The sequence below is a fragment of the Bradyrhizobium sp. INPA03-11B genome, from assembly GCF_040446015.1.
Classification (GTDB): Bacteria; Pseudomonadota; Alphaproteobacteria; order Rhizobiales; family Xanthobacteraceae; genus Bradyrhizobium; species Bradyrhizobium macuxiense_A.
Window position 1 is genome coordinate 1 of sequence record NZ_JASGSR010000109.1, and the last position, 26,082, is coordinate 26,082.

25 protein-coding genes and 1 pseudogene are annotated in these 26,082 nt (G+C 65.4%); 12 read left to right on the forward strand and 14 right to left on the reverse strand.

What is annotated here, in order from left to right:
* Together QMZ05_RS31890 and glgA are read left to right on the forward strand one after the other, a co-directional pair.
* A pseudogene (locus QMZ05_RS31890) lies at nt 1-538 on the forward strand (glucose-1-phosphate adenylyltransferase); the annotation flags it as partial.
* On the forward strand, nt 535-1,989 hold the full coding sequence (gene glgA, locus QMZ05_RS31895) for a glycogen synthase GlgA (RefSeq protein WP_353704361.1): 1,455 nt from the start codon (nt 535-537) through the stop codon (nt 1,987-1,989). The pseudogene QMZ05_RS31890 and the gene glgA, both read left to right, overlap by 4 nt.
* Nucleotides 1,990-1,996: 7 nt before the next feature.
* Here glgA and QMZ05_RS31900 read toward each other — a convergent pair whose 3' ends face one another.
* The 9 genes from QMZ05_RS31900 to QMZ05_RS31940 all read right to left on the reverse strand — a co-directional run bounded on the left by QMZ05_RS31900 (nt 1,997) and on the right by QMZ05_RS31940 (nt 10,742).
* On the reverse strand, nt 1,997-2,314 hold the full coding sequence (locus QMZ05_RS31900; RefSeq protein WP_353704362.1) for a hypothetical protein: 318 nt from the start codon (nt 2,312-2,314) through the stop codon (nt 1,997-1,999).
* A 150-nt stretch (nt 2,315-2,464) separates the two neighbouring features.
* Entirely contained in the window at nt 2,465-3,595 is a 1,131-nt protein-coding gene (locus QMZ05_RS31905; RefSeq protein WP_353704363.1) for a serine hydrolase, read from the reverse strand.
* Nucleotides 3,596-4,123: 528 nt separating this feature from the next.
* Nucleotides 4,124-4,612: a DUF417 family protein gene (locus QMZ05_RS31910; protein ID WP_353704364.1), complete on the reverse strand. Its 489-nt coding sequence runs from the start codon at nt 4,610-4,612 to the stop codon at nt 4,124-4,126.
* A 141-nt stretch (nt 4,613-4,753) separates the two neighbouring features.
* Nucleotides 4,754-5,971, reverse strand: coding sequence for an ABC transporter substrate-binding protein (locus tag QMZ05_RS31915; protein ID WP_353704365.1), 1,218 nt, complete (start codon nt 5,969-5,971; stop codon nt 4,754-4,756).
* A gap of 25 nt (nt 5,972-5,996) precedes the next feature.
* Entirely contained in the window at nt 5,997-6,971 is a 975-nt protein-coding gene (locus QMZ05_RS31920) for a nitronate monooxygenase (RefSeq protein WP_353704366.1), read from the reverse strand.
* Between the two features lie 2 nt (nt 6,972-6,973).
* Nucleotides 6,974-7,747, reverse strand: coding sequence for a crotonase/enoyl-CoA hydratase family protein (locus QMZ05_RS31925; protein ID WP_353704367.1), 774 nt, complete (start codon nt 7,745-7,747; stop codon nt 6,974-6,976).
* A gap of 9 nt (nt 7,748-7,756) precedes the next feature.
* Complete coding sequence (locus QMZ05_RS31930; RefSeq protein ID WP_353704368.1) at nt 7,757-8,548, reverse strand: SDR family oxidoreductase; 792 nt, start codon at nt 8,546-8,548, stop codon at nt 7,757-7,759.
* Nucleotides 8,545-10,095, reverse strand: coding sequence for an AMP-binding protein (locus QMZ05_RS31935; protein WP_353704369.1), 1,551 nt, complete (start codon nt 10,093-10,095; stop codon nt 8,545-8,547). The genes QMZ05_RS31930 and QMZ05_RS31935 overlap by 4 nt, the downstream gene beginning before the upstream one ends.
* Nucleotides 10,092-10,742, reverse strand: coding sequence for a TetR/AcrR family transcriptional regulator (locus QMZ05_RS31940; RefSeq protein ID WP_353704370.1), 651 nt, complete (start codon nt 10,740-10,742; stop codon nt 10,092-10,094). The genes QMZ05_RS31935 and QMZ05_RS31940 overlap by 4 nt, the downstream gene beginning before the upstream one ends.
* Before the next feature lie 96 nt (nt 10,743-10,838).
* Between QMZ05_RS31940 and QMZ05_RS31945 the strand changes: the two genes are divergently transcribed.
* Together QMZ05_RS31945 and QMZ05_RS31950 are read left to right on the forward strand one after the other, a co-directional pair.
* Nucleotides 10,839-11,258, forward strand: a complete 420-nt coding sequence (locus tag QMZ05_RS31945) for a zinc ribbon domain-containing protein (protein ID WP_353704371.1) — start codon at nt 10,839-10,841, stop codon at nt 11,256-11,258.
* An 18-nt stretch (nt 11,259-11,276) separates the two neighbouring features.
* Nucleotides 11,277-12,416, forward strand: a complete 1,140-nt coding sequence (locus QMZ05_RS31950) for a thiolase family protein (protein WP_353704372.1) — start codon at nt 11,277-11,279, stop codon at nt 12,414-12,416.
* Between the two features lie 26 nt (nt 12,417-12,442).
* On the opposite strand, the gene QMZ05_RS31955 is transcribed toward QMZ05_RS31950, so the two are convergent.
* Entirely contained in the window at nt 12,443-13,078 is a 636-nt protein-coding gene (locus QMZ05_RS31955; protein ID WP_353704373.1) for a TetR/AcrR family transcriptional regulator, read from the reverse strand.
* 252 nt (nt 13,079-13,330) lie between these two features.
* Here QMZ05_RS31955 and QMZ05_RS31960 point away from each other — a divergent pair, with 252 nt between their 5' ends.
* From QMZ05_RS31960 to QMZ05_RS31995, 8 genes are read left to right on the forward strand one after another with little or no spacing between them, the layout of a single operon-like run.
* Nucleotides 13,331-14,641 (forward strand): FAD-dependent oxidoreductase, encoded by a 1,311-nt coding sequence (locus QMZ05_RS31960; protein ID WP_353704374.1) that lies wholly within the window; start codon nt 13,331-13,333, stop codon nt 14,639-14,641.
* 5 nt (nt 14,642-14,646) lie between these two features.
* The gene (locus tag QMZ05_RS31965; protein ID WP_353704375.1) at nt 14,647-15,495 is read left to right on the forward strand and encodes an ABC transporter ATP-binding protein; all 849 of its coding nucleotides are present in this window, start codon (nt 14,647-14,649) and stop codon (nt 15,493-15,495) included.
* Entirely contained in the window at nt 15,492-16,286 is a 795-nt protein-coding gene (locus QMZ05_RS31970) for an ABC transporter ATP-binding protein (RefSeq protein ID WP_353704376.1), read from the forward strand. The genes QMZ05_RS31965 and QMZ05_RS31970 overlap by 4 nt, the downstream gene beginning before the upstream one ends.
* Nucleotides 16,283-18,220: an AMP-binding protein gene (locus QMZ05_RS31975; protein WP_353704377.1), complete on the forward strand. Its 1,938-nt coding sequence runs from the start codon at nt 16,283-16,285 to the stop codon at nt 18,218-18,220. The genes QMZ05_RS31970 and QMZ05_RS31975 overlap by 4 nt, the downstream gene beginning before the upstream one ends.
* Nucleotides 18,221-19,093, forward strand: a complete 873-nt coding sequence (locus QMZ05_RS31980) for a branched-chain amino acid ABC transporter permease (protein WP_353704378.1) — start codon at nt 18,221-18,223, stop codon at nt 19,091-19,093.
* Nucleotides 19,093-20,139, forward strand: coding sequence for a branched-chain amino acid ABC transporter permease (locus tag QMZ05_RS31985; protein ID WP_353704379.1), 1,047 nt, complete (start codon nt 19,093-19,095; stop codon nt 20,137-20,139). Before QMZ05_RS31980 ends, QMZ05_RS31985 begins: the two co-directional genes overlap by 1 nt.
* Before the next feature lie 34 nt (nt 20,140-20,173).
* A complete protein-coding gene (locus tag QMZ05_RS31990) occupies nt 20,174-21,334 on the forward strand; it encodes an ABC transporter substrate-binding protein (protein WP_353704380.1) in 1,161 nt (386 codons plus the stop codon).
* Between the two features lie 4 nt (nt 21,335-21,338).
* Nucleotides 21,339-22,109: an NAD(P)H-dependent oxidoreductase gene (locus tag QMZ05_RS31995; protein ID WP_353704381.1), complete on the forward strand. Its 771-nt coding sequence runs from the start codon at nt 21,339-21,341 to the stop codon at nt 22,107-22,109.
* A 155-nt stretch (nt 22,110-22,264) separates the two neighbouring features.
* On the opposite strand, the gene QMZ05_RS32000 is transcribed toward QMZ05_RS31995, so the two are convergent.
* From QMZ05_RS32000 to QMZ05_RS32015, 4 genes are read right to left on the reverse strand one after another with little or no spacing between them, the layout of a single operon-like run.
* Complete coding sequence (locus QMZ05_RS32000; protein ID WP_353704382.1) at nt 22,265-23,458, reverse strand: acyl-CoA dehydrogenase family protein; 1,194 nt, start codon at nt 23,456-23,458, stop codon at nt 22,265-22,267.
* A complete protein-coding gene (locus QMZ05_RS32005) occupies nt 23,455-24,390 on the reverse strand; it encodes an alpha/beta hydrolase (RefSeq protein WP_353704383.1) in 936 nt (311 codons plus the stop codon). The genes QMZ05_RS32000 and QMZ05_RS32005 overlap by 4 nt, the downstream gene beginning before the upstream one ends.
* The gene (locus tag QMZ05_RS32010; protein ID WP_353704384.1) at nt 24,390-25,139 is read right to left on the reverse strand and encodes an SDR family oxidoreductase; all 750 of its coding nucleotides are present in this window, start codon (nt 25,137-25,139) and stop codon (nt 24,390-24,392) included. The genes QMZ05_RS32005 and QMZ05_RS32010 overlap by 1 nt, the downstream gene beginning before the upstream one ends.
* Nucleotide 25,140: 1 nt before the next feature.
* The gene (locus QMZ05_RS32015) at nt 25,141-25,935 is read right to left on the reverse strand and encodes an enoyl-CoA hydratase-related protein (protein WP_353704385.1); all 795 of its coding nucleotides are present in this window, start codon (nt 25,933-25,935) and stop codon (nt 25,141-25,143) included.
* Nucleotides 25,936-26,082 lie beyond the last annotated feature (147 nt).

Consider the following 26,082-nt stretch of genomic DNA (forward strand, 5'->3'; position numbering starts at 1 on the left):
GAAGCACGGCCGGGCGATCGCGCATCAGTTCAACGATTCCTGTGTCCGCTCCGGCGATGATCCCCGCTCCTACTGGCGCGATGCCGGCACCGTCGATGCCTATTGGGGCGCCAACATCGATCTCACCGACGTGGTGCCCGAGCTCGACCTCTACGACCGGTCATGGCCGATCTGGACCTATGCCGAGATCACCCCACCCGCCAAGTTCGTCCACGACGAGGACGGACGGCGCGGCCAGGCGGTGACCTCGCTGGTCTCGGGCGCCTGCATCATCTCCGGCGCGTCGCTTCGACGGTCGCTGCTGTTCACCGGTGTTCATGTCAATTCCTACGCCAATGTCGAGAACGCGGTGATCATGCCCTATGTCAATGTCGGCCGCGGCGCGCGGCTCAGGAATGTCGTGATCGATCGCGGCGTGCGGATTCCGGAAGGACTCGTGGTCGGCGAGGATCCCGAATTCGACGGCAAGCGCTTCCGCACCACCGAGAACGGGATCACGCTGATCACGCAATCGATGATCGACAGGCTCGGCACATGACGCAGCTGCGCGTCCTCGCGGTCGCCTCGGAAGTCTACCCGATCGTCAAGACCGGCGGCCTCGCCGACGTGGCCGGCGCACTGCCGGCGGCGCTGCAACAGCATGGCGTCACGACGCGGACGCTGGTGCCGGGCTATCCGGCTGTGCTGAACGCGCTGGCCTCGGCGGAGACGCTGCTGCAGTGGCCGGAATTCTACGGCGGGCCGGTCCGCGTGCTCGCCGGCACCCATAACGGCCTCGATCTGCTCGCGCTCGACGCGCCGCATCTCTATGCGCGGCCCGGCAATCCCTATGTCGGCCCCGACGGCCGCGATTGGCCCGACAACGACATCCGCTTCGCGGCGCTGTCGCGGGTGGCGGCGGAAATCGGCCGCGGCGCGATCGCCTCCTACGTCCCCGACATCGTGCATGCGCACGACTGGCAGGCCGGCCTCGCGCCGGCCTATCTGCATTATGGCGGGCGGCCGCGGCCGGGCACGGTGATGACCGTGCACAACCTCGCCTATCAGGGCCAGTTCTCGCCGGACATGCTCGCGACCTTCGGCCTGCCGGGCGAGGCCTACTCGCTGCACGGCGTCGAATATTACGGCACCATCAGCCTGCTCAAGGCCGGCCTGCAATTCGCCGACCGTATCACGACGGTGTCGCCGACCTATGCGCAGGAGATCCAGAGCGACGAGGGCGGCATGGGGCTCGGCGGCCTGCTGCGCGAACGCTCCGATGTGCTGAGCGGCATCCTCAACGGCATCGACATCGCGGTGTGGAATCCGGCCACCGACCCCGATATCGCTGCGCGCTTCAGCGCCGAGCAGATGGCGGAGCGCGTCGCCAACAAGGCGGCGTTGCAGCGGCGCTTCGGGCTCGATCCGGCGCCGGATGCCATGCTGCTCGGCGTCATCAGCCGGCTGTCATGGCAGAAAGGGCTCGACCTGCTGCTCGACAACATTCCGACCTTGCTCGGCGAAGGCATCCAGCTCGCGCTGCTCGGCAGCGGCGATCGCGATCTGCAGGATCGCTACGCTGCGCTGGCGCGCGACAATCCCGGACGGATCGCAGTAGTGATCGGCTATGACGAGGCGCTGGCGCATCTGATCCAGGCAGGCTCCGATGCGCTCGCGGTGCCGTCGCGCTTCGAGCCTTGCGGCCTCACCCAGCTCTGCGCGCTGCGCTACGGCGCGGTCCCGATCGTTGCCAATGTCGGCGGCCTCGCCGACACCGTGCAGGGCTTCGACGAAGCCGCAGTCACTGGCAGTGCGGCAACCGGCATCAAGTTCGCACCCGTCACCTCGGAGGCGCTCGCCCATGGCTTGCGCACGGCGAACCTGCTGTTCAACGACAAGGTGACCTGGCGCCGACTGCAGCTAGCCGGCATGGCCACCGACGTCTCCTGGCACAATCGCGCCAGCCGCTACGCCGCGCTCTATCGCGAGCTAGCCGCGGCGCGCAGATAAAGCACAATCAGTTCAAGAGATCGCAGGACGCGATGCGGTTGATATCGGCGAGGCGCCGGTCGGGATTTCCCTTGAAATCAAGGCTTGCTACGAGATCGAGCAGCCGGCCATAGGCGCGGTCGGCGACCGCAACGGGCAACGGCTCCTCGTCAAAGGCCTCGATGTAATTGCCGACGAGACCGCTCAGCAGACGGCACATCGCCCGTTGCTCGGGGTCGTGCCTGCTCAAGGTCTCGAGTTTTTCCTGGAGGGTTCGGTAGGTTCGCAAGCCATGCGGCTGTTGCGAAAGCCAACCGTGCAGATCGGAATTATGCAGATCACTCATATCAGCCTCTTCAACATGGAGAAGAAGCTACCGGCTTATACAGCCGATCATGGTTCCGCGCCATCGCGATTTTTGCATGCATCCCCTGCCCGGCCGTGCAGGCCGTGTCATCGGACTGGCACGCATTATTCCTAAAATGCGTTCGTTTGATCAGAGTCGCGCGAGTGCCGGCAGAATCCTGTAGCGCGCGATCTCGTGCGGGTAGTCGCCGCGATTGGCGAGCAGCACGATGCCGAACCTTCGCGCCGGCACCAGGCCGACATAGGCCGAGGCATTGTTGAGACCGCCGGGCTTGTCGATGACGGTGACGCCGTCGAGCCGCACATGCTCCCATGCCATCGCCTGCCCGAACTTCGCATCGACACGAAAACTCTCGCGCATGGTCATCTGCAATGCCGCGCGCAATTCGGGATCGACCACTCCGCCGTCGAGACAGGCCCGCAGCAGGATGCCGAGATCGCGCGCCGAGGAGAACATCTGGCCGGAGCCCGGAAAATCGTAATAGCTCTGCTGATTGCCGATTGGGCCGATCGGCGTGCCCTGATCGGAGTAGCCCTGGACCATGCGCTGCATGATCTCCGGCGCAAGCGTCGCGCGGTTGTCTTCGGCACGATCCGGAACAAAGGTCGACGCCATGCCGAGCGGCTTGAGGATGCGGCTCTCGATCAACGTCGCGATCGGCATGCGATAGCGCCGTTCCAGCACCAGCTGCAGCAGGACATAGCCTGCATGGCTGTAGATGCGTTGCTTGCCGGGCTCGACGCCCTCAGGCGGCGTCCACGCATTGAGCATCGCAATGAACTGATCGCGGCTGAAGGTCTCGTTCGGCCAGGGCGGATGGTCGGTCGGCAGCAGCAGCCCCGACGTATGGTTGACGAGCTCGCCGACGGTGACGTGGCTGATATAGTCGCCGTGCAACTCGAGCAGAATCTTTCCAACCGGATCGTCCAATCGCAATTCACCGCGCTCCGTGGCGAGTGCGACCAGCGTCGCCTCGAACAGCTTGCGCAGCGAGGCAAGGTTGAACAGCGTGTCCGACGTGACCGGCCGCTTGTCCGCGGCGTCGGCGAAACCGTAGTTGACGAAGCTGAGCCGGCCGCCGGCATAGACCGCGGCGGCGAGTCCGCCCGGATCGGACGCGGTCGCGGTCGGTGCGAGTTCTGTCGTGACGATGTCCCTGATCAGCGCATCCATGTCGGAATCCGCACGCGCCCCCGCGAGCGCGCTAACTGCGACGGCAAGCACGACGGCTGCGATCCGGACGGGGAGCCAGTGTTTCATCAAGAGCGAAATCGGAACCATGTTGCGATGTCATCCGCAGGCTGATCTGTTCAGCCACCGCGAGATGGCGACATCGCGATCCTAGCGATGGAGCCCAGGCGTCCGCGTTCACGATTGCGCGCATTTCACCGTTACCTGTCCCGGCTGGGGAAGGGGCGGCCCGATCGCTGTTCCAGCGGTCACTACCGGAAACCGCGATCGCGACCGCCCTCCCACTCCAGCCACGGTGCGGGAACTGCAATGGAATTAAAAAAAGCGGGATCTTTAAAAATGCAGGGAATCGGCTTGGACGGAAACGCCGTACCGGCCCCTGCCGGGCCGGTCACCGATATGTCTGACTTCGTCACATTCCGCTCCCAACTGGGGACCGTTTCTTACTAGCAACAAATTGTCAATCGAGGGTTGCATAAGCCGACCGAATTCAAGTGACAAGACACAGCGAGGTGCGACGAATCGTCTGTTCCAGATCGCGGATGCACGCGGTTCCCGTTTAAGCGCGGGTTAACCAACGATCGCGCGGCGCGGAACCTACTTGCCACGCAGTGGGACGATCGACCGCGGCAACGACGCCAGCAGCAGCACGAGGCAGACGCAGAGCAGCACGATGTCCTTGAACAGGAACTCGCCGGCCAGGTTCCAGGCCATCGGGTCGGTCGACAGGCTCCATTTCACCACGCCGGGTGTCGTGAAGAAGAACGACCAGGTCACCGCAAAGGTGATCACGCCCATCAGCGCGCCGATCGCCGACAGGACCGGGCTGAAGGCGCCGGCAGCCAGCAGCACCGCAATGCCGAACTCGACGACGCCAAGCACATAGGCCTCGCCGCGGAGACCGAACACCGACAGCCATGAGACGAACGGGCTGTTGCTGATGAATTGCACGATGCCTTGCGCCGATTGCAGCGTGAATTTCTGCATGCCGAACGACACGAAGATCACCACCATGACCCAGCGCAGGATCGCGAGCAGACCAAAAGACCCCTCGCCCCGTTCGGCGATGTTGAACGACAGATTCATGCGGATGTTTCTTCCTTTGCTGCGATGCCACCATCGGCCGCTGTTGCGGCGTTCGTGGCAGGACTACGCAGCGTGCCGCGCATGTGTTACGCGCGGCGCCCCACGACGCCCATCACAAGGATGTGCAGGCGACGTGATGGGTCAGGCCGCGGTGAGCAGCTCGCCGACCTTCTCATAGGCCTCGCCCTTGAACCGCATCAGCTGAAACTGCTTGATCGGCACATAATCGCTCGGCGTGGTGTTGAGGGTGATGCCTGGAATTAGCAGCGGCGCGGCGAAGTTCTTCAGGTTGGTCGCCTGGTGCAGGATGTTGGTGCGCGTCAGCTGGTCGCCGCATTGGCTGATGACGTGAGCCGCGGTTGCGGCGGCGGTGTAGCCGATGGCGTAGAGGTCGTCCGCGCGGTCGGCATTCGGGACGTAACGGTCGAGGAACGCCATGTACTGCTTCATGTCCGGCGTCTCGGCCCAGAGCGGATTGCCGGGGTCCATCCGGGTCGCAAAGGCGAGAATGCCCTGGGCAGTCTCGAAACCCGCGGGCTTCAGCGTCGCGCGCACCGAGGCGTTGCCGGCGCCGAGAAACACCTGCGGCCGCCACTCGAGCGCGGCCATCTTGCGCAGCGCCTGACTCGCCATCTTCGGGATGGTGATGAGGAACACCACGTCGGCGCCGGACAGTTTCATCTGGACGACCTGGGAATCGATGGTGGGATCGCCGACCGAATAGTTCAGCTCGGAGACGATCTGCGCGATCTTCGCGCCCAATCCCGCCTTCAGGCCCGACAGCGTTGCCTTGCCGGCATCGTCGTTCTGGTACAGCACGCCGATCTTCGCATCGGGCGTGGAGCCGGCGATGTAGCGGCCGACGACGCCTCCTTCGATCTCGTAGGTCGATCCGCCGACCATGGTCCACGGATTGGTGGCCGGATCCGACAGCTTGCTGGCGGCCGCCGCCAGGAACAGCTGCGGGACCTTTCGCGCGTTCAAATATTTCTGCACGGCGATGTTGCCCGGCGTTCCCATCGCGCCGGCGATGAACAGCACCTCGTCGCCTTCGACCAGACGCCGCGCCGCTTCGACCGATTTCGGCGGGCTGTAGGCGTCGTCATAGTTGATGAACTTGATCTTGCGGCCATTGATGCCGCCGGCGTCGTTCAGCATGCGGAAATAGGCATCCATCGCATTGGCGAGCACACCGAACGACGACACCGGGCCGCTGAGCGGTCCGAATTGCCCGATACGGATTTCTGCGTCACTGGCGCCAGGATTATAGGAAGCGCCGGCAAATACCTTGCCGCCAATCGACGCCGCGAGCGCGGCCGCCGTCGTCCCGAGCAGCGTTCGACGGCTGATCGTCATCATGGTTTCCTCCGTTGGATTGGGCGCCTTATGCGGCGCCTCTTTCGAATGCCAATTGATATTGCGCGGCGATCTCGTCGACGATGGCGGCAGCTCCCGTCACCGCATGGACGCCGGAGACCGAATGCCCGGCACTCCAGACCTCGATCCAGCGCCGTGGTCCTTCAGCGTCGCTCTTGCCCCCGAACTTTTCGCGCGCACGCGCCTCCGACACGGCCTCGTCGAGATTTGCGGGATCGAGGCCCGCGGCGACGATCGAGGGCCGCAGCATGCTGGCGTCGAGCCCGGTGAAGGCCTTGGTCAGCATGATGTCGTCGAGCGTGCTGTCGACCAGCATCCTCCGATAGGCATCGCTCGCCATGCTCTCGCGCGCAGCGATGAAGCGCGTTCCCATATAGGCAAGATCGCAGCCGAGCAGCCGCGCCGCGGCGAGCGCGGTGCCGTCGGTCACGCCGCCCGCGAGCACGACCGGACCGTCGAACATGGCGCGCACCGCGCGCACGAAGGCGAATGGATTGGCCCAGCCGGTCTGCCCGCCGGCCCCTGCCGTGAGCAGGATCAAACCATCGGCGCCGGCCTCGATCGCCTTCTCCGCATGCCGCAGCGAGGCGATATCCGCAAACACCAGGCAGCCGACATCATGCAGCGGTTGAACGGCCGCAGCCGGCGAGCCGACGCTGGTGATGACTATCTCGACCCTGTGCCGGACCAGGCAGGCGAGATCGTCCTTGAAGCGCGGCTGGCGGATGATGAGGTTCGGACAATGCGGTGCGGCCGGGCGGCCGGGTTCGGCGACACCGCGCTCGATCTGGGTGAGCCAGGCATCGAGCTCTTCGACCGAGCGCGCGTTCGCGGTCGGAAACGCACCGATCGCGCCGGCACGGCAGACCGCGGTGACGAGATCGACACCGGATACACGCAGCATCGGCGCTGCGATCAGCGGCAGCCGAAGCCGCTGCGCGATCGCGGCCGGAAGCGCGCTCCGGCGGGCAGCGGCCTGCATGATCAGCGTCCCTTCCACACCGGCTTGCGCTTCTCGGCGAACGCCTTCAGGCCTTCGACGCGGTCCTCGGAGTTGAAGGCGCGCTCCGCGATCGGCGCCTGTGCGGTCCATCCCGCTTCGTCGGTCCAGTTCGCGGCCTGGAAGACGATCTCCTTCGAGGCGGCGAGCGCGGTCGGGCCGTTGACCAGGATCTCGTTGCCGAAGGCAATCGCGGCGTCGAGCGCCTGCCCGGGTTCGACGAGCCGGTTCACGAGGCCGAGGCGCTCGAAGTACTCCGCGCCCTTGAACTGCCCGGTCAGCGCCAGCTCCATGGCGACGTGATAGGGAATCCGCTTCGGCAGTCGGAACAGGCCGCCGCCGACGGCGACGACATTGTGCCGGACTTCCGGCAGGCCCATCTTGGCGTCGCGCGCGGCGACGATGAGATCGCAGGACAGGCAGAGCTCGAGCCCGCCGCCGACCGCATAGCCCTCGACTGCTGCGATCAGCGGCTTGCGCGGCGGCCGGCGAAACAATCCGAAGCCGCCACGCTCGGTGACACCGCGCTCGCCGCGCGCCACCGCCTTGAGATCGGCGCCGGCCGAAAAATTGCCGCCCGCGCCGGTGATGACGCCGACAAACAGCGCATCCTCCGCGTCGAGCAGATCCATCGCATCGGAGATGCCGCGTGCGAGCGCGAGGTTGCACGCATTGCGCGCTTCGGGACGATTCAGGGTGACGACGAGGATGTGGCCGCGCCGCTCGGTCAGAACGACCTGTTCGTTTTCAGTGGTCATCGCTGCGCCTCACAATGCGAAGGTAAAGCCGCCATTGACCGGATAGGTCTGGCCGGTGATCCACGCGCTCGCATCGGAGGCGAGGAACAGCACCATGTTGGCGACGTCGGACGGCAGGCCGGGGCGGCGGATGACGTATTTCTCCATCATCTTCTTCTGCATCTCGGGATTGGCCTTCAGCCGCGCCTCGATCGCAGGGGTCAGGGTGGCGGCAATCGCCACGCAGTTCGCCGTGATGTTGTGACGACCGAGCGATCGCGCGACCGCACGGGTGAAGCCCGCAGCGCCCGCCTTTGCGCCCGAATAGACCTCGAGGCCCGCTTCGCCGGCGCGGCCGGCATCCGAGATGATGGTGACGATGCGTCCGCCCTTGCGCTCGATCATCTGCGGAATGCAGGCCGAGGCGCAGTTGATGACGCCGTAGAGATTGACACCGATGAAGCTGTTCCAGACCTCCGGGCCGGTCTCCCAGAACGGCTTACGCGCGTCGGGGTCAGGCGTGGCGCCGGCATTGCCGGCATTGTTGACGAGCACGTCGACCGGGCCGAAAGCCTGCTCGGCCTTGCCGATCATCGCCTTCACCGAGGCGAGATCGGTGACGTCGGCCTGCGCCGCGATCGCCTTGCCGCCGGCGGCATTGATTTCCCGCGCGACCTGTTCGGCGCGCTCAAGGAAGTAATCGTTGACGACGATGCCGGCCGCGTTGTGCGCGGCGAAATGCAGCGCGATCTGGCGCCCGACGCCCTGGCCCGCACCGGTAATCAGCGTCACCTTGCCGTTCAAATCAAGGATATCATTCATACGTTTCTCTCCCGTCCCTTCCAATAGGGCTCGCGCAATTCACGCTTGAGCAGCTTGCCCATGGTGTTGCGTGGCAGTTCATCGACAATCGACAGCGTCTTGGGCCGCTTGTACGAAGCAAGGTGGTCGCGGCAGAACGCGAGGATCGCGGCCTCGTCGGTTTCGTGGCCCGGCTTCAGCTCGCAGAACGCCTTGACCTGCTCGCCGAACTCGTCGTCGGGGATTCCGATGACAGCGACGTCCTGCACATCGGGGTGCCGGAGGATCGCAGCCTCGATCTCGGCCGGGTAGATGTTGACGCCGCCGGCAATGATCATGTCCTTGGCGCGATCGGTGATGAACAGATAGCCGTCGCCGTCGAGCATCCCGACATCGCCGACGCGGAAATATCCGTCGTCGTCGCGCGTGTCGGCTCCGAGCGGCTTGCCGTTCAGGTAAGAGCGGATCGTCACCGGCGTCCTGATCCAGATCTCGCCGGACCGGTTGCGCGGCAGCTCGTGCCCCTCGGTATCGCGAATGGAGATGTCGACATGCTTGTGCGGACGGCCGCTCGAGCCCGGCTTGAGCTCCTGCATCTCAGGCGGCAGGAAGCTGATCATGCCGACCTCGGTGGCGCCGTAGCCTTCGCCGAGAACGCCGCCACCGAAATAACGGATGATCCAGCGCTTGAGCTCGAAGGGCACCGGGGCCGCGCCGACCGAGAGCGCACGGATCGACGACACGTCGTAGGTATCGAGCACGTCCTTCGGCAGCGCCGCGAGGCGCTTGTACATGGTGGGGACGCCGGTCCAGTTGGTGACGCGATGCTGCGCGATCAGGCGAAGCGCGCCTTCGGGGTCGAAACGGCGCATCATGACGGTCGGATTGCCAAGCTGGATCGCGCCCCAGACCTGGGAGGGGCCTGCGCCGTGATGCAGCGGCAGCGTCAACAGCGACACCCCGCCGGGCTGACCGCGCCGGGTCGATGCCACGTCGGAGAGATATTCGCTGATGCGGGCATCCATCTGCACGCCGGGCTGCAGCACCGAGACCACGCCCTTGGGCAGGCCGGTGGTGCCCGAGGTGTAGAGGATCAGCGGCGGCCGGCCGGTTGAATGCAGCGCCGGCTCGGCAGACGCCTCGAGCAGTTCGGAGAATGCGACGAAGCCGGGCGATGCCACGCCGATCGAGACCGCGAGCTTGATCGGCAAGCCCTCGAATGCGGGCTTCAGTGCCGCGGGATCCTCATCGTCGCAGACCACGACCTGGGCGCCGCTGTTGGACAGCACATACTGCGTCTCCGACGGCGTCAGCCGCCAGTTCAGGCCGAGCAGCGAGCAGCGCAGCTTGCCGATCGCCTCGCTCAGGATCGGCCACTCGATCCGGATCTGGGTCCGCAGCACCACAATGTCGCCGGCGACAACGCCGCGGGCCGCCAGGCCATGCGCAACACGGTTCGCGGCATCGTTGAGCTGCGACCATGTCAACCGGCGATCACTTTCGATGAAGGCGACATCATCGGGGCGATTGGCCGCCCAATACTCGATGCTGTTCGGCAGAATGCTCATTTCGCCAGCCTTCCCTCGACCGTGGCAATGAAGCGCGCGCTGATGGCCTCGAGATCGACGCCCTCCGGATCGACCAGCCACTGCGCCACCGATCCGCGCAGACCGGCGAGGATCAGCGCGCTCTCGGTTTCCAGATCGATGTCGGCGCGCAAGCGGCCCGCGACGATCCCTGCCCTGAGGCCGGCGGCGATCTCGCCTCGCGTCTCTCGGTTGAGCTTGGCGACCGTCGCCGTGATCGGCGGCACGGTGAGTGCGCCGGCGAGCACGGCGTGAAACGCGCGCGCCATGACCGGCGCCCGCGCCGGCATCACGAAGTAATATTTGAACGATGCGATCAGGCCGTCATAGCCGGTCAGTTCGGGCGAAGCGGCGCGGCGATCGGTGATGAATGAATCGATGATATAGGCGCCGAGCGCCGACAGCAGATCCGCCTTGGTCTTGAAATAGTGTGACGGCAGCCCGCGGCTGTAACCGGCGCGCGCGCCGGCCTCCGCCAGGGTGATCGCCTCGAGGCCGTTTTCGGCGACGATCTGCGCGGCGGCTTCAAGGATCCGCCGCTCTGCCTCGTCGCGGCGCTCGACCTGCGTCCGCCGTGACGCCGGCGCGTCATCCCGCGGCTCCTGCGCGCGTCGAACTGCTCGTGCCATTCAGCTTCGCTCCCTTTGCCATGCGGCCACTTCTTGCTTGCATTCAAGCTAGAATAATGTTTGTTGGTTAGTCAACAAGTTTCTTTGGAGGAAACCATGCAACCGAGCAAGCTGTTGAAACCAGGCCTGTATTCCGCGGGGTCAAATGATCGGGAGGGGGCGACGGTGCGCCTCAAGGGCGGCCGGTGCCGCTGCGGATACGTGTTCTTCCCGATGCAGACCTATGGCTGCGAGCGCTGCGGCAGCCATGGCGATGCGCTGACGCCTTGCGAGCTATCGGCCAATGGAACGCTGCTTGCGGAAGCGACCGTTCACCTGCACGCCGACAAGAACCGCCCGGCCCCCTTCACCATCGTCAAGGTTGCGCTCGACGACGGGCCTGTGATCCGCACCCTGCTGGCCGATGACAGCGCACCGGTTGCGCCGGGACAGCGCGTGACCGGCCGGCTCGCTTCAGTCGGACAAAGCGAGAGCGGCGAGACCGTGCTCGATCTCCGCTTCAGCATCGCATCCTGATCGACCCGGAGCTCCGCCATGACACGATCACTCAACGAACTGCGCCCGGTCTATGTCGTCGGCATCGGCTGGCACCGCTATCAGAACCCGAGCGAGACGCCCTATGTGGAGCTCGGCCTCACCGCGATCCGCTCTGCACTGGCGGATGCGCGCGTCGAATGGCCCGCGGTGGAATCGAGCTATGTCGCGACCGCGCTGCTCGGCATGGCGTCGGGGCGGCCGATGCTGCGCCATCTCGGCGCGACCGGCGCACCGCTGATGCATGTCGAGAATGCGTCGGCCTCCGGATCGACCGCGTTCCGCCACGCCTGCATCGAGGTCGCGAGCGGCATCTCCGACGTTGCGCTCGCCATTGGCGTCGACAAGCGCAATCCGGTGCGCCGCGCCGACACCGGCATCGGAAACCTCGCCGAGGACGCCATCGTCCCCTTCACCCATTTCGCTATGCTGACCAATGAATATTCGGTCCGTCACAACGCCACGGCCGAGGACATCGCGCTGGTCGCAGTGAAGAACCATCGCAACGGGGCGAAGAATCCCAATGCACAGCGGCAGCAGGAGCGCACGCTCGACGAGGTGCTCGGCGGCAAGCGGGTGTCGGGATCGCTGACGGCACTGCAATGCACGCCGATCGGCGAAGGCGCCGCCGCGGTCATCGTCGCATCCGAGGACGGCATTCGCAGATTAGGCATCGACGCCGGCCGTGCCATCCGTACCACGGCGTCGGTCGGCCGCAGCGAGCGGGTCTATCCGCCCGGCGCTGGCTTCGACGCGGCGCTCACCAAGGAAACCGCCGACCTCGCTTTGGCGCAGGCCAAGCTGGCGCCGAAAGACCTCGACATCATCGAGCTGCACGACGCCTTCACGGTCGAGGAGCTGCACTACATCGAGAGCATCGGACTCTGTCCAGAGGGGCATGGCGTTCGCATGCTGAAGGAGGGCGCGCTCGATATCGGCGGGCAATGTGCGATCAATCCCTCCGGCGGCCTGATCGCGATGGGACATCCGATCGGCCCGACCGGTATCGGCCAGATCAGCGAGATCGTGATGCAGCTGCGTGGTGAAGCGGGCCCGCGCCAGCATGGCGGCGCGCGAACCGGACTGGCGCACATGGTCGGCGTGGGCGCTGTCTGTTACGTGCACATTCTGCAGAAGTAACGCCGCCGCCCTGAAGACGCACCAGCTCACGCGCGCTGGCGCAGCGGCCGGGCGGCATCCTTCGCCGGCACCGGCATGGTAAAACCGTACAGGAACAGGTCCACCACCATGTCGGCGAATTCGTGAGGATCGATGCCGCCCTTCGGGTCGTACCAAGTGTGGCTGAAGTTCAGGATGCCGAACAGCATCATGCTGTAGATCTTCTTGGTCCGCTTGACGATCTTGCCTTCCTTGTCGAGCTTGACCAGAAGATCGGAGACCGTGTCGACCAGTTGGCGCTCCAGCGCCTTGATCGCATCCTGCTCGGTCTCGCCGAGGAACGAGAGGTCGTTGAGGATGACGCGCTGCTCGTCGCTCGAGCGTGCGTTGAGCGCGACGATGGCCTGGATCGCGGCGCGGAACTGCTCCAGCGTCGCCGTCCTGCCGGCCATCGCGGCTTCGACATCGGCGATCATCTCGCGGATATGCGCATCGAGGATCGCGAACAGGATCGCTTCCTTCGAATCGAAATAATGATACAGCGCGCCGCGCGACAGCTTGCAGGCATCCGCAAGGTCGGCGATCGAGGCACGCATATAGCCTTGCCGCGCGAACAGGCCGCAGGCGGTGGTGAGAATGCCCCGCTGGATCTCGTCGTAATTTTCTGAGCGCGTCCGCGCCATACCTGTCTCTCTCATCCACCATCGGCGCCGCCGGAATCGGTCAGCCGCCGTCTCTCTATACTACTGCGGCTCCGCGCCCTCCTCCCCTTTGCGGGCACCATCCACCAGAACTGTTCGACCACGCGCATCCAGGCTTTGACCTGCGTCAAAAAATAATTTGAACGACCGGTCGGATTATATTAGACTGCCTGTCATCAAGCAAGCGGATTGCGCACGCCGGGACCAACCCGGCGGCATCGAGGGAGGCTGCGCGTGGATACTCAGAGGATCGATGCTGTCGTGATCGGAGCCGGCGCCGGCGGGCTGTGCGCCGCGGCGCGCCTCGCCCATGGCGGGTTGCATACGCTCGTCGTTGACGACAAGGACCGGCTTGGCGGCCGCGCCTCGACCGAGGAGATCGACGGCTTCAAGGTCAATATCGGCGCGATCGCGATCGAGTTCGGCGGCGTCTTCGAGGAGACCTTCCACACCGTCGGCGCGCCGCTCGACATCCGCGCGCCGGAGCCCGCGAGCTCGTTCTTCATCGACGGCAAGGTGATCGACGTCGGCCGCGGCGGCTGGTCGCTGCTGCTCGGGCAGCTCACGAAACAGGCCTCGCGCATCCTGGAAAAATTCGCCGATGCCCGCTCCGGCAATCTGCCCGACGGACGGCAATCGACCGAGGACTGGCTGAAGGGCTACACCAGCAACGCCACGGTGCATGCGCTGTTCCGCAACCTCTGCGCGGCGATCTTCGCCTGCAACGCCGCCGAGCTGCCTGCCCGCGCCTTCCTCACCTATTTCACCAGCAAGGGTGCCTTCAAGAAATTCGGCTTCTGCCCGCAGGGAACGATCGGCGTCTGGAACAGCCTCGGCAGCGCGATCGAGCGCAACGGCGATATCTGGCTCGGCACGCCGGCGACCACGATCCACAGCGCCAACGGCCGCGTCGAAGGCGTCACCGTTATGCGGAACGGCGAGCGGGTGCGGATCGACACCGACCTCGTCATCAGCAATGCCGGACCGAAAGCCACTGTCGCGCTCGCCGGCAGCGAGGCCTTCCCGGCGGATTACGTCGCCAAGGTGAAGAACGATCTGCGCCCGGCCGCCAACATCGTGATCAACGTCGCGAGCCGCGAGCCGCTGATCAACCATCCCGGCATCGTCACCTTCGGCAAGACGCGCCGGCTCTGCAACATGGCCAATCTGTCCGCGACCTGTCCGGAGCTGGCTCCGCCAGGCTGGCATCTCTACGTCGCCTATGCGGTGCCGGTGCCAGCGCTCGGCGATTTCGATGGGGACGCCGAGGTCGCGCTCGCGCTGGAAGACCTTCGCGAGCAGTTCGCCAATTTCGACCAGGCGAAAATCCTGTCGATCCGGGTGATGCGGGACGACTGGCCGGCGCAACGCAGCTGCGCTGGCTACGACCTGCCGCGCGAGACCGGCATCGAGGGCCTGTGGTGTGTCGGCGACGCGGTGAAGCAGTATGGCAATGGCGGCACCCAGGCCTGCGCCGAGACCGCCAAGATCGTCACCGACACGATCCTCGCCACGCGCCAGCGCCGCTCGGCCGGCCGGGTCTGAGCAAGATGCCGACGACGATCCCGCATCTGACGCCGCAGGCAGCGCCGCTCACGGCAACGGATGCCCTGCTCGAATTCCGCAACATCCGGATCGTCTACGACAACGCGATCGAGGCGATCCGCGATGTCTCGATCGCGGTGCCCGAGGGCAACATCGTCGCTTTGCTCGGCTCCAACGGCGCCGGCAAGTCGACATTGCTGAAGGCGATGTCCGGCATCCTCTACACCGAGGAAGGCGTGATCGAGAACGGCAGCATCCGCTTCCGCAATGACGAGGTGCATCGCCTCGCGCCGGACGAACTGGTCCGCCGCGGCATCGTCCAGGTGCCGGAGGGCCGCCGCGTGTTCGCGGCGCTGACAACAGACGAGAATTTGCAGATGGGCGGCTACACCAGGACCGGCGCCGAGGCGCGCGAGCGCCGCGACAAGGTATTTGCGCTGTTTCCGCGGCTGCACGAGCGGCGTGACCAGATCGCCGGCTACATGTCCGGCGGCGAGCAGCAAATGCTCGCGATCGGCCGCGCGCTGATGACCGATCCCGTGCTGCTGGCGCTCGACGAGCCGTCGCTCGGCCTCGCGCCGCTGATCATCGATCGCATCTATGAGGTGATCGTCCGCCTGCGCGACGAGCTGAAGATGACCGTGCTGCTGGTCGAACAGAACGCGCAGCGCGCGCTCGATATTGCCGACTATGGCTACATCCTGGAGACCGGCCGCGTCGTGCTCGACGGCCCGGCCAAAAAGCTCACCGCCAACGAGGACGTCCAGGAATTCTATCTCGGCGTTTCCTCGTCCGGCCGCAAGAGCCTGCGCGACGTCAAGCACTACAAGCGCCGCAAGCGGTGGCTGTCGTGACCGCGCTGCTCGCAATCGAGAACCTGTCAAAGCGCTTCGGCGGCCTGCAGGCGGTCGGCAATGTCAGCCTTGAAGTAAGCCGAGGCGAGATCTGCAGCGTGATCGGCCCGAACGGCGCCGGCAAGACCACGCTGTTCAACATGATCTCCGGCGTGCTGCGGCCGAGCGGCGGCCGCATCATCTTCGACGGCATCGATCTTGCGACGATTTCGCCGTGGAAGTTCGCCGCCGTCGGCATCGGCCGCACCTTCCAGAATCTAGCGCTGTTCAAGCACGGCACCGTGGTCGAGAACATCCTGATCGGCCGCCACACGCATCTGCGCTCGACCGTGCTCGACGCCGTGGTGTTCTTCGGCCGCACCCGCAACGAAGAGATCGCGGCCCGGCAGCGCGTCGAGCACATCATCGAATTCCTCGAGATCGAGCATATCAGGGACGCCGTGGTCGGCACCCTGTCCTATGGCCAGCAGAAGCGCGTCGAGCTCGCCCGGGCGCTCGCTTGCGAGCCAAAACTGCTGCTGCTCGACGAGATGGTCTCCGGCATGAACCAGGAGGAGACCGAGGACATCGCGCGCTTCGTGCTCGACATCCGGGACGAGCTCGGCATCACCGTCGTGATGATCGAGCATGAGATGCGCATCGTGATGGACATTTCCGACCGCATCCATGTGCTGAATTTCGGCCGCAAGATCGCCGAGGGCACGCCCGACGAGATCAGGCGCGATCCGGCCGTCGCGGAGGCCTATCTCGGTGGCCAGCGCGCTGAAGCGATGACAAAGGCGGGCGCATGATGTCGACGCTGGACAGCCTGCGCACCACCCATCCGCCGCTGCACGACAGTGCCGTGCGCAGCGCATCTGCGGCGGGAGCCGACACGTTGCAGGCGGCGCTCGCGGATGCCGCCATCACCATCCCGCAATTGCTGCGGCAGCGCGCCGCCATGCATGGCGACGCGCTGGCGCTGCGCGAGAAAGACTACGGCATCTGGAACCCGTATTCCTGGCGGCACTATTACGAAACGGCGTGCGCTGTCGCGCTGGGCCTGCTCTCGCTCGGCATCAAGCCCGGTGACCGCATCGCCATCGCCGGCGAGAACACGCCGGAATGGTTTTACGCCGACCTCGGCGCCCAGATGATCGGCGCGGTCGCGGTCGGCATCTATCCGACCAATCCCTGGGTCGAGCTGCAATATATCGTCAAGCATTCCGGCGCCCGTGTCGTCGTCACCGGCGATCAGGAGCAGACCGACAAGGTGCACGACGCGATGGCCAACAATGGCGGCCTGCCGGATCTCGAGGCCATCGTCTGCGTCGACATGAAGGGCCTCCGGCACTATCGCCAATCGCAGCTGATGTCGTTCGCGGCGCTGTGCGAGCGCGGCACGACATATGCGCGGGAGAATCCGGAGACCAACGCTACCCTCGATCGCTTGATCAGCCAGGGCGCGCCCGACGATGTCTGCATCCTGGTCTACACTTCGGGCACGACCGGCCCGCCCAAGGGGGCGATGCTCACCCATCGCAATCTCGTCTACGCCGCCTATGCCTATGCCAAAACCGTCGGGATCGCCGACAAGCCGTTCGAGGCGGTGAGTTATCTGCCGCTGTGCCATGTCGCCGAACGCTGCTACGGCACGGTCACGCATCTCGTGCTCGGCGGCACCGTCTCCTTTGCCGAATCGATCGACACGGTCGCGATCAACATCCGCGAGATTGCGCCGACGTTCTTTGTCGGCGTGCCGCGCATCTACGAGAAGCTGCAGCAGGGCTTTCTGTTCCGGCTCGGCGAAAGCGGCCGGCTGCGGCAGAGTTTCACCAAGGCCTGCCTCGCCTGGGGCCGTACGCTGTCCGACCGCCGGCAGGCCGGCAAAGCCAATTGGCTCGATCACGCCGCCTATGGGCTGCTCTATCTTTTGATGTTCCGCAATTTGCAGCGCCATCTCGGTTTCGCCTACAGCCGGCACCGGCTCTGCGCCGGCGCCTCGATCTCGCCGGAGATGCTGCGCTTCTTCGACATCATCGGCCGCCCGGTGTCGCAGGGCTATGGCCTCACTGAAAGCGGCGGCGTCGCCTTCATCCAGACCGAGGGTCACCACCGGATCGGTGGTTGCGGCGTGCCGCTACCGCAGACCGAATGGAAACTCGATGCCGACGGCGAGATCCTGCTGCGCAACCCCGGCGTCTTCAAGGGCTACTTCCTCGACGAGAATGCCTCGACGGCCTCTCTGGAACAAGACGGCTGGCTGCGCACCGGTGATATCATCGACATCCTCGACAATGGCGAGATCGCCGTGGTCGATCGCAAGAAGGCGATCATCATCACCGCCGGCGGCAAGAACATCGCTCCGTCTGAGATCGAGAATGCGCTTAAGGATTCCGAGTTCATCAAGGAAGCGATCGTGGTCGGCGAGGCCAAAAAGTACCTCGGCGCCATCGTGCAGGTCGATTACGACAATGTCGGCCGCTGGGCGCGCGACCGGGCGCTCGCCTACACCAACTACAAGTCGCTGTCGCAGCTGCCGGAAGTGCACGAGCTGGTCGAGCGCATCGTGGGTGAGACCAACAAGCGTTTCGCGCGGGTCGAGAACATCAGGCGCTTCGCCATCCTGGAGAAGGAGCTCGACCACGACGACGGCGAGCTGACCGCCACGCAGAAGGTGCGCCGCGCCATGATCGAGAAGAAGTTCGCGCGCGAGCTCGCGATCATCTACCGGGCGGAGGGCTGAATGCAGTATCTGATCCAGCTTCTGATCTCGGGGCTAGCGATCGGCGCGATCTACGGCCTGATCGCGATGGGTTTTGCGGTGATCTACAAATCGACCGGGCTGGTCAATTTCGCCCAGGGCGAGATGACCATGATCACGGCCTATATCGCCTGGACGATCTCGACCACGGTCGGCGGGAACGTGTTCGTGGTTGCCATCGGCGCGATCCTCGCTGCGGTCCTGCTCGGGCTGATCATCGAGCGGCTCGTGATGCGGCCGATGCTGGGCGAGCCGGTGTTCGCGACCGTGATGGTCACGATCGGGCTCGCGGTGATCCTGCGCTCGGCGATCAACTTCATCTGGGACGCCTATCCGCATGGGCTCGATATCGGCATGGGCCGCGGCATCGTGCATCTCGGCGGCATCGGCGTGCGCACCGGGCAGCTTGCCGTCATCGCAACGCTGCTTCTGCTCCTCGTCGCGATCTGGGCGTTCTTCCGCTACAGCAAGGTCGGCGTCGCAATGCGCGCGGTCGCGGCCGACGACCGCACCGCGCTGTTGATGGGCATCAGCGCCACAAAGGTCCATGCGTTGGCCTGGGCTGCCTCCTCGGTGATCGCCGGCATCGGCGGCGTGTTCTTCGCGCTGTCCTACGATCTGTCGCCGGCGATGTTCCAGCTCGGGCTGAAGGCGTTTCCGGCCACGATCCTGGGCGGGCTCGACGCCGTGCTGGGCTCCGGCCTCGGCGGCCTCCTGATCGGCATCACCGAAAACCTGGCGGGCGGCTATCTCGGCTCCGGCATGAAGGAGGTCGCGGGCTTTGCCATGATCATCGTGGTGCTGATGGTCCGCCCGTTCGGCATTTTCGGCGAACGGGATATCGAGAGGGTGTGATGCGGACCGGCGATTACAAGCAGAGCTATGGCGAGCTGGTTGCGCTGATCGATTCCCCGCCGGTGTGGCAGTGGTCGGTCGTGCTGCTGCTGGCGCTGATCGCAGCGCCCTATTTGCTCAACTCCTATGCGCTGTCGTTCCTGATGATCATCCTGATCACGGTGACCGGCGCGCTCGGGCTCAATATCCTGACCGGCTACACCGGCCTGATCTCGCTCGGACATGTCGGCTTCCTCGTCACCGGCGCCTATGCCTATGCGGTGCTGGTGTCGAAATATCACATGCCGCCGCTGGTCGGCTTCCTCGGCGCCGGCGTGGTGCCGGCGCTGGCGAGCCTGATCGTCGGCGCGCCGTCGCTGCGGCTCAAGGGGCTCTATCTCGCCATCACCACACTCGCCTTCTCCTTCATCATCAACACCGTGATCCTGGAGATGCGCTGGCTCACCAATGGCGCCCGCGGCATCCAGGTGCAGCGGCCCGAGATCCTCGGCATCAGCTTCGACAGCGATGCCGCCTTCACCTATCTCTGCCTCGCGATCGCGGCACTGACGCTGTTCGCCACCCTCAACATCCGCCGCAGCCGGGTCGGCCGCGCCTTCGTCGCGATCCGGGACAACGATACCGCGGCCCGCGTCATGGGCATCAATTTGCATGCCTACAAGCTGTTCGCGTTCGTCACCTCGGCCTTCATCACCGGCATCGCCGGCGCGCTTTACGGCATCTATCTGTCCTTCGTCAGCGTCGAGGGCTTTCCGTTCCTGCTCTCGATCGAGGCGCTGGCGATCCTGATCGTCGGCGGGCTCGGCTCGGCGCTCGGCGCGGCGCTCGGCACTGTCCTGATCGTTCTGCTGCCGGAGGCGACCAGGCTGGTCTTCAGCCTGTTCAGCGCGCAGATGGACGCGACCTTCACGACCGGGGCGCAGGAGCTGAAGAGCATGCTCTACGGCCTCGTCATCATCCTGTTCCTGCGCTTCCAGCCGAGGGGGCTGGTCGGCGCCTGGCATGACATCAAGCGAGCCTGGGTGCACTGGCCGCTGCGCTACTAACAAGAAAAAGACGCAACACCATGAGGAGGAAACAATGATCAAACATCTGGCGGCAGCATCGCTGCTGCTCACCACCGCCTGTCTTGCCACCGACCCGGCTCGCGCCGCCGATCCCGGGATCACCGACACCGAGATCCTGATCGGCGACGTCGAACCGCTGACCGGCCCGCCGGCACTGCTCGGCGTTGCGGCCTCGATCGGCCACAAGATCGCGATCGCCGAAGCCAACGCCGCCGGCGGCATCAACGGCCGCAAGATCAAATATGTGCTGGAGGACGACGGCTACGTCACCGCGCGGACCATCCAGGGCGTCAAGAAGGTGATCGACGTCGACAAGGTGTTCGCAATGATCGGCATCTCCGGTTCGGGCCAGTCGATCGCTGTCATGCCGGTGCTGGAGAAGTCGGGCATCCCGACCGTGATCGACGTCGCGCCGGTCAAATTCCTGTGGGAGCCGCCGCGCAAGAACGTGTTCGTGGTCGGGCAATCCTACGAGGAAGGCATCATCCACCTCGTCAACTTCCTCGCCGACAAGACCCCCGGCAAGAAGTGGGGCCTGATCACTCAGGACGACGATTACGGCATCACCGTGCACGACGGCTTCGATTCCGTGGTCAAGGCCAAGAAGCTGACCGTCGTCTACAGCGGCAATTACAAGAAGGGCCAGCAGGACTTCTCATCCGACATGCTGCAGCTGAAGGAGTCCGGCGCCGAGGTGTTCCTGGCCGGCGGCATCATCGCCGAGAACATCGCGATGATGAAGGAGCTCGAGAAGCTCGGCATCAAGCCGGTGACCGGCATCTTCTGGCCCGGCAGGATCGAGCCGGTGTTGAAGCTGATGGGGCCGGCGGGCGACGGCATCTACGCGGTCGACTATGTCGAACCGTTCGCGGGCGCAGCCGGCAAGGCGTTCCTGGAGAAGGCCAAGCCGCTGGTCTCGGAGGCCGAGTTCAAGGGCATCAACCGCTACACCATGACCGGCTATGCCGCCGCGAAGGTCCTGATCGCGGCGATCGAGCGCTGCGGCAAGCAGCCGACCTGGGCCTGCACCATCTCGGAGCTGGAGAAGACCAAGAACGTCGAAACCGGCGTGATGGCGCCGATCAGCTTCGGCCCCGGCGTCCGCTTCTCCAACCAGAAGCTGCAGATCATGCAGGCTGATGCGAAAACGCTCAGCTTCAAGCCGGTGGACTAGAGCGATGAAGGTCCTGATCGTATTTGCCCATCAAGAGACGCAGTCGTTCAACGCTGCGCTGCTGGCGCGGTCGGTCGCGGAGCTCACCGCGCTCGGGCACACCGTCAGGATCTCCGACCTCTACGCCATGCGCTTCAATCCGGTGGCGACATCAGATGATTTCGGTACGCGGCGGTTTCCCGACCGGCTGCAATATGATCGCGAGCAGAAACACAATCTGCAACATGGCGCGCTCAGCGGCGACATCGCGACCGAGATCGAAAAGCTGCTGTGGTGTGATCTGCTGATCCTGCAGTTTCCGCTGTGGTGGTTCTCCGTCCCCGCCATCATGAAGGGCTGGATCGATCGCGTGTTCGTCAACGGCGCGGTCTACGGCAGCGGCCGCCGCTACGATACCGGCGGCCTCGCTGGCCGCCGCGCCATGGTCGTGACCTCGACCGCCGCCTATCCCGGCATGTGCGCGCCTGACGGGCTGGTCGGCGCGCTCGATGTGGTGCTGTGGCCGATCCAGAACGGCATGCTGGCCTATGCCGGCTGCAAGGTGCTGCCGCCGTTCGTGTCGTATTCGGTGAATTTCGTCGATGAGGCGACGCGGCATCGCTATCTCGACGACTACGCGAAGCGGCTGCGGCAGATCGAGACGACCGAGCCGCTGTTCTTTCATCCGCTCGCGGACTTTGGACAGGATTGGCGGCTGAAGCCGGGCATCGCGGCGCGGACCGTTGGGCAGGGTGCTCGGCTGCAAGCAGGCGAAGTAGACGTAGCCCCGACGTAGGTGTGCTCCCTCGCCCCGTTCTTACGGGGAGAGGGTTGGGGTGAGGGGCCTCTCTCCACGAGTCGTGTGGATGGATAGTCCTGTACCCCCTCACCCAGATCGCATCTTGCGATGCGATCTGACCTCTCCCCGCAGGCGGGGCGAGGTAAGGCCCCTCACATCCGCTTGGCAACCTCTTCCAGCATCACCTCGGTGGCGCCGCCGCCGATCGTCAGCACCCGGGCGTCGCGCACCATGCGCTCGATCGGCGTGCCGCGCATGAAGCCTGAGCCGCCATGCAGTTGCAGGCAGCCATGCACGACCTCGTGCAGCACCTCTGGCGACAGCGCCTTCACCATCGACACTTCGCGGAGACATTCCTTTCCGGCCGCGGCCAGCTCGGCGGCCTGATAGGCCAGCGCCCGCGCGGCAGCCGCCTTCGCGGCGAGCTGAGCAAGCTTCATCCGTACGCCCTGCTGATTCCAGAGCGGGCCGCCGAATGCCTGCCGTGTCTTCACATAGTTCGTCGTCAGCTCGATCGCCTTGGCGGATTCGCCGGCGCAGATGCCGCCGATGCAGATGCGCTCGTTCTGGAACGTCTCCATGATGCCATAGAAACCCTTGTTCTCCTCGCCCAGCAGGTTCTCGGCCGGCACGCGCACGTCCTGGAACGCGAGCTCCGCGGTGTCCGAGCAAAGCCAGCCATGCTTGTCGAGCTTGGTTGCCGTGATGCCGGGCGTGTTGCGCTCGACGATGAACAGCGAGATGCCGCGGCTACCCTTGGCATGAGGATCGGTGCGCGCGGCGACGATCAGGATATCGCCATAGACCGCGTTGGTGATGAACATCTTGGCGCCGTTGATGACCCAATGATCGCCATCGCGCCGCGCGCGCGTCTTCAGACCCGCGACATCGGAGCCGGCGTCGGGCTCGGTCACCGCGATCGAGCAGACCGTCTCGCCGCGGATGATCGCCGGCAGATACTTCCGCTTCTGCTCCGGCGTGCCGCGCAGGCTGATGTGCACCGCCGACATGTCGGTATGCACAAGGATCGACGAGGTGAAGCCGCCGAAGCTCGAGCGCCCGAGCTCCTCGGCGAACACCATCGAGGCCAGCGGCCCCATGTCGGTGCCGCCATACTCGGCCGCGTGGCGCATGCCGAGGAAGCCAAGCGCGCCCATGCGGCGATAGATCTCGCGCGGGATCTTGCCATCGCGCTCCCAGGCGTCAGCATGCGGCACCACTTCCTTCTCGACGAAGCGGCGCACCTGCTCACGCAGCATGCGCAGCTCCTCGGGCAGATTGGGCGGCTCCGAGAAATGAAATTCGGCTTCGGTATGCTGGCGCGGATCCGAGGTCATGACGTTCATTGTGGCGCCCTCTCATGGCCGATGTGAAGATGGTTGCGCAAAAAAGCTGCGAGGGATGCGATCGCCTCTCGCGCCTGCGGAATCTCGGGGAACATCTGGAAGACATGGATCATGCGGTCCCAGACCTGGAGTTCGACGTCGACGCCGACGGCCTTCGCCTTTGCAACTAGCTCCGTTGAGTCGTCACGCACGGTTTCGCGGTCGCCGACCTGCACCAGCAGCGGCGGCAGTCCGGTGAGATCGGCATAAAGCGGCGAAGCCAGCGGATCGCTGACATCGCCGTCCTTGCCGAGATAGTTTTTGGCGAGCGCCAGGATCATCGCGCGCTGATGGATCGGATCGGCTTCGGCCCTGCTCTCGTAACTTGCGCCGGTCGCGGCAAGATCAGTCCAGGGCGACATCAGCGCGCCCGCCGCGGGAAGCGGCAGGCCGCGGTGGCGCGCTGCCAGCATTGCAGCGAGCACAAGATTGCCGCCGGCCGAGTCCCCGGCGAACGCAATGTCCGCCGGGCGTAGCCCCTGATCGCGTAGATACTGATAGGCAGTCAGCGCATCGTCCAGCGCGGCGGGAAAGCGATGCTCCGGCGCGAGCCGGTAGTTGATCGAGAGCACGCGGCAGCCCGATGCATCCGCGATCCGCGCGGCCAGGTCGCGATGCGAGGCGACCGAGCCGATGCGGAAACCGCCGCCGTGAAAATACAGGATCGCCTTGTCGCGCGGTGCGCCCGATGGCACCAGCCATTCGCCATCAACGCCGCCGGCGGAGACCGGCTGACACGTCACCGACACCGGGCAGCCGGCAAAGGCTTCGTCCCAGTCGCTGCGCATCTGCGCCACAGACGTTTCGCGGGTCCAGCCGCGATAGATCGCACGCAGGCGCTCGATCGCACGATCGACCGGCGTCATGGCGATATCGTCGCCTGCGATACCCATCAGCCGCCGATGCCCATGCCGCCGGACACGCCGAGCGTCTCGCCGGTGATATAGGCCGCCTGGTCGGACGCCAGGAACAGCGCGGCGGCTGCCACTTCCTCCGGCTCACCAAGCCGGCCGAGCAGCGTCGCGCCGGTCATCGCCTGCAGGATCTTGTCGCCGCCTTTCGCCACCGCCTGCTCCAACATCGGGGTGCGGATCGGTCCCGGCGCGATTGCGTTAGCGGTGATGCGAAAGCGCGCGTTCTCCCGCGCGATGCTGCGGGTGAAGGAGATCACGCCACCCTTGGCCGCGGAATAGACCGCGCCGCCCTTGGAGCCGAGCCGCGCCGCCTCAGACGTAACATTGATGATGCGCCCGAAGCGCGCCGCCTGCATCGCCGGCAGCGCGGCATGGGTGCAGGCCAAGACCGAGGTGAGGTTGACCGCGATCAGCCGGGCCCAATCCTCCGCGCTGGTCTCGGTGAAGAAGGCGTGCTGATCGATGCCGGCATTGTTGACGACGATGTCGAACGGGCCGTCCTGCGCCATCACGGTTTGCACCGCCGTCGCATCGCTGACGTCGAGCCCTGCGACGTGAGCCCCCGTCTCCCGCGCGAGCTCCGAGGCGGCGGCGACATCGAGATCGGCGATCACGACCCTGGCGCCTGCCCCGGCAAAGCTGCGCACGATCGCGGCACCAATGCCGCGCGCGCCGCCGGAGACGAAGGCGCGGCGGCCATCGAGACGCCCGAATGGCAAGATCGCCATTTCAGCGCCCCGTGAAAACAGGTTTGCGGCGCTCGATCACGGCGGCGAGCCCTTCGCGCGCGTCGGCCGTTCCCGAAAGTTCGGCAACCGTGCGCGCCTCTTCCGACAGGCATTGCTCAATGCTGGTGCCGGTGCCGGCCCAGACCAACCGCTTGGTCGCCGCCAGCGCCTTCGGCGCACCTGCCGCGAGCTCGCGGGCCAGCGCCAGCGATGCGTCGGCAAGCTCGGCATCGGGCACGACCTTGGTGACGATGCCTATCTGCAATGCTTCCCCGGCCGGGATCACCGGGTTGGTCAGCAAAATCGACATCGCCCGCCGCAGGCCGACCAACCGCGACAGCGTGACCGAGACGCCCGCATCCGGCGCCATCGCCACGCGCGTCGCGCCGGCGAGGAACTTTGCCGATTCCGCCGCGATCACGATGTCGGAGGCGCAGACCAGACCGAAGCCGCCGCCTCCCGCCGCGAAGCCCTGTACCGAAGCGATGACCGGCGCTTCCAGCCGCAGCAAGCCGGTCACCGCATTCTGCAGATAGGCGGTGGCCTGGCGGATATAGTCCGGCAGCTTCTCGCCCTTGGAGGCAAAGGCACGGACATCGCCGCCCGCGCAGAAATTGGTGCCCTCGCCGCTCAGCAGCACAACGCGCAGATCCGGATGGCCGTGGCAGACCATGATGGCGTCGCACAGTGCGCTCAGGAGTTCGGCGCTCATGCCGTTGGCCGCATCGGGACGGTTGAGCCGCAACCGCGCGATGCCGTCGGTGATGTCGAGCAGAACGGGGCCCTTGTCGATCATGGCGAGACCTTCCCTAGACCAGGAACGAGAGCGTGTAGATCGCCTTGTCGTTGTTGACGAGGATGACCTTCTTGCTGGCCATCCGCAATTCGCCATCGACATGACGCAGCCGGTATTCGTTGCGCGCCGCCCACAGCGTGTCGTCGC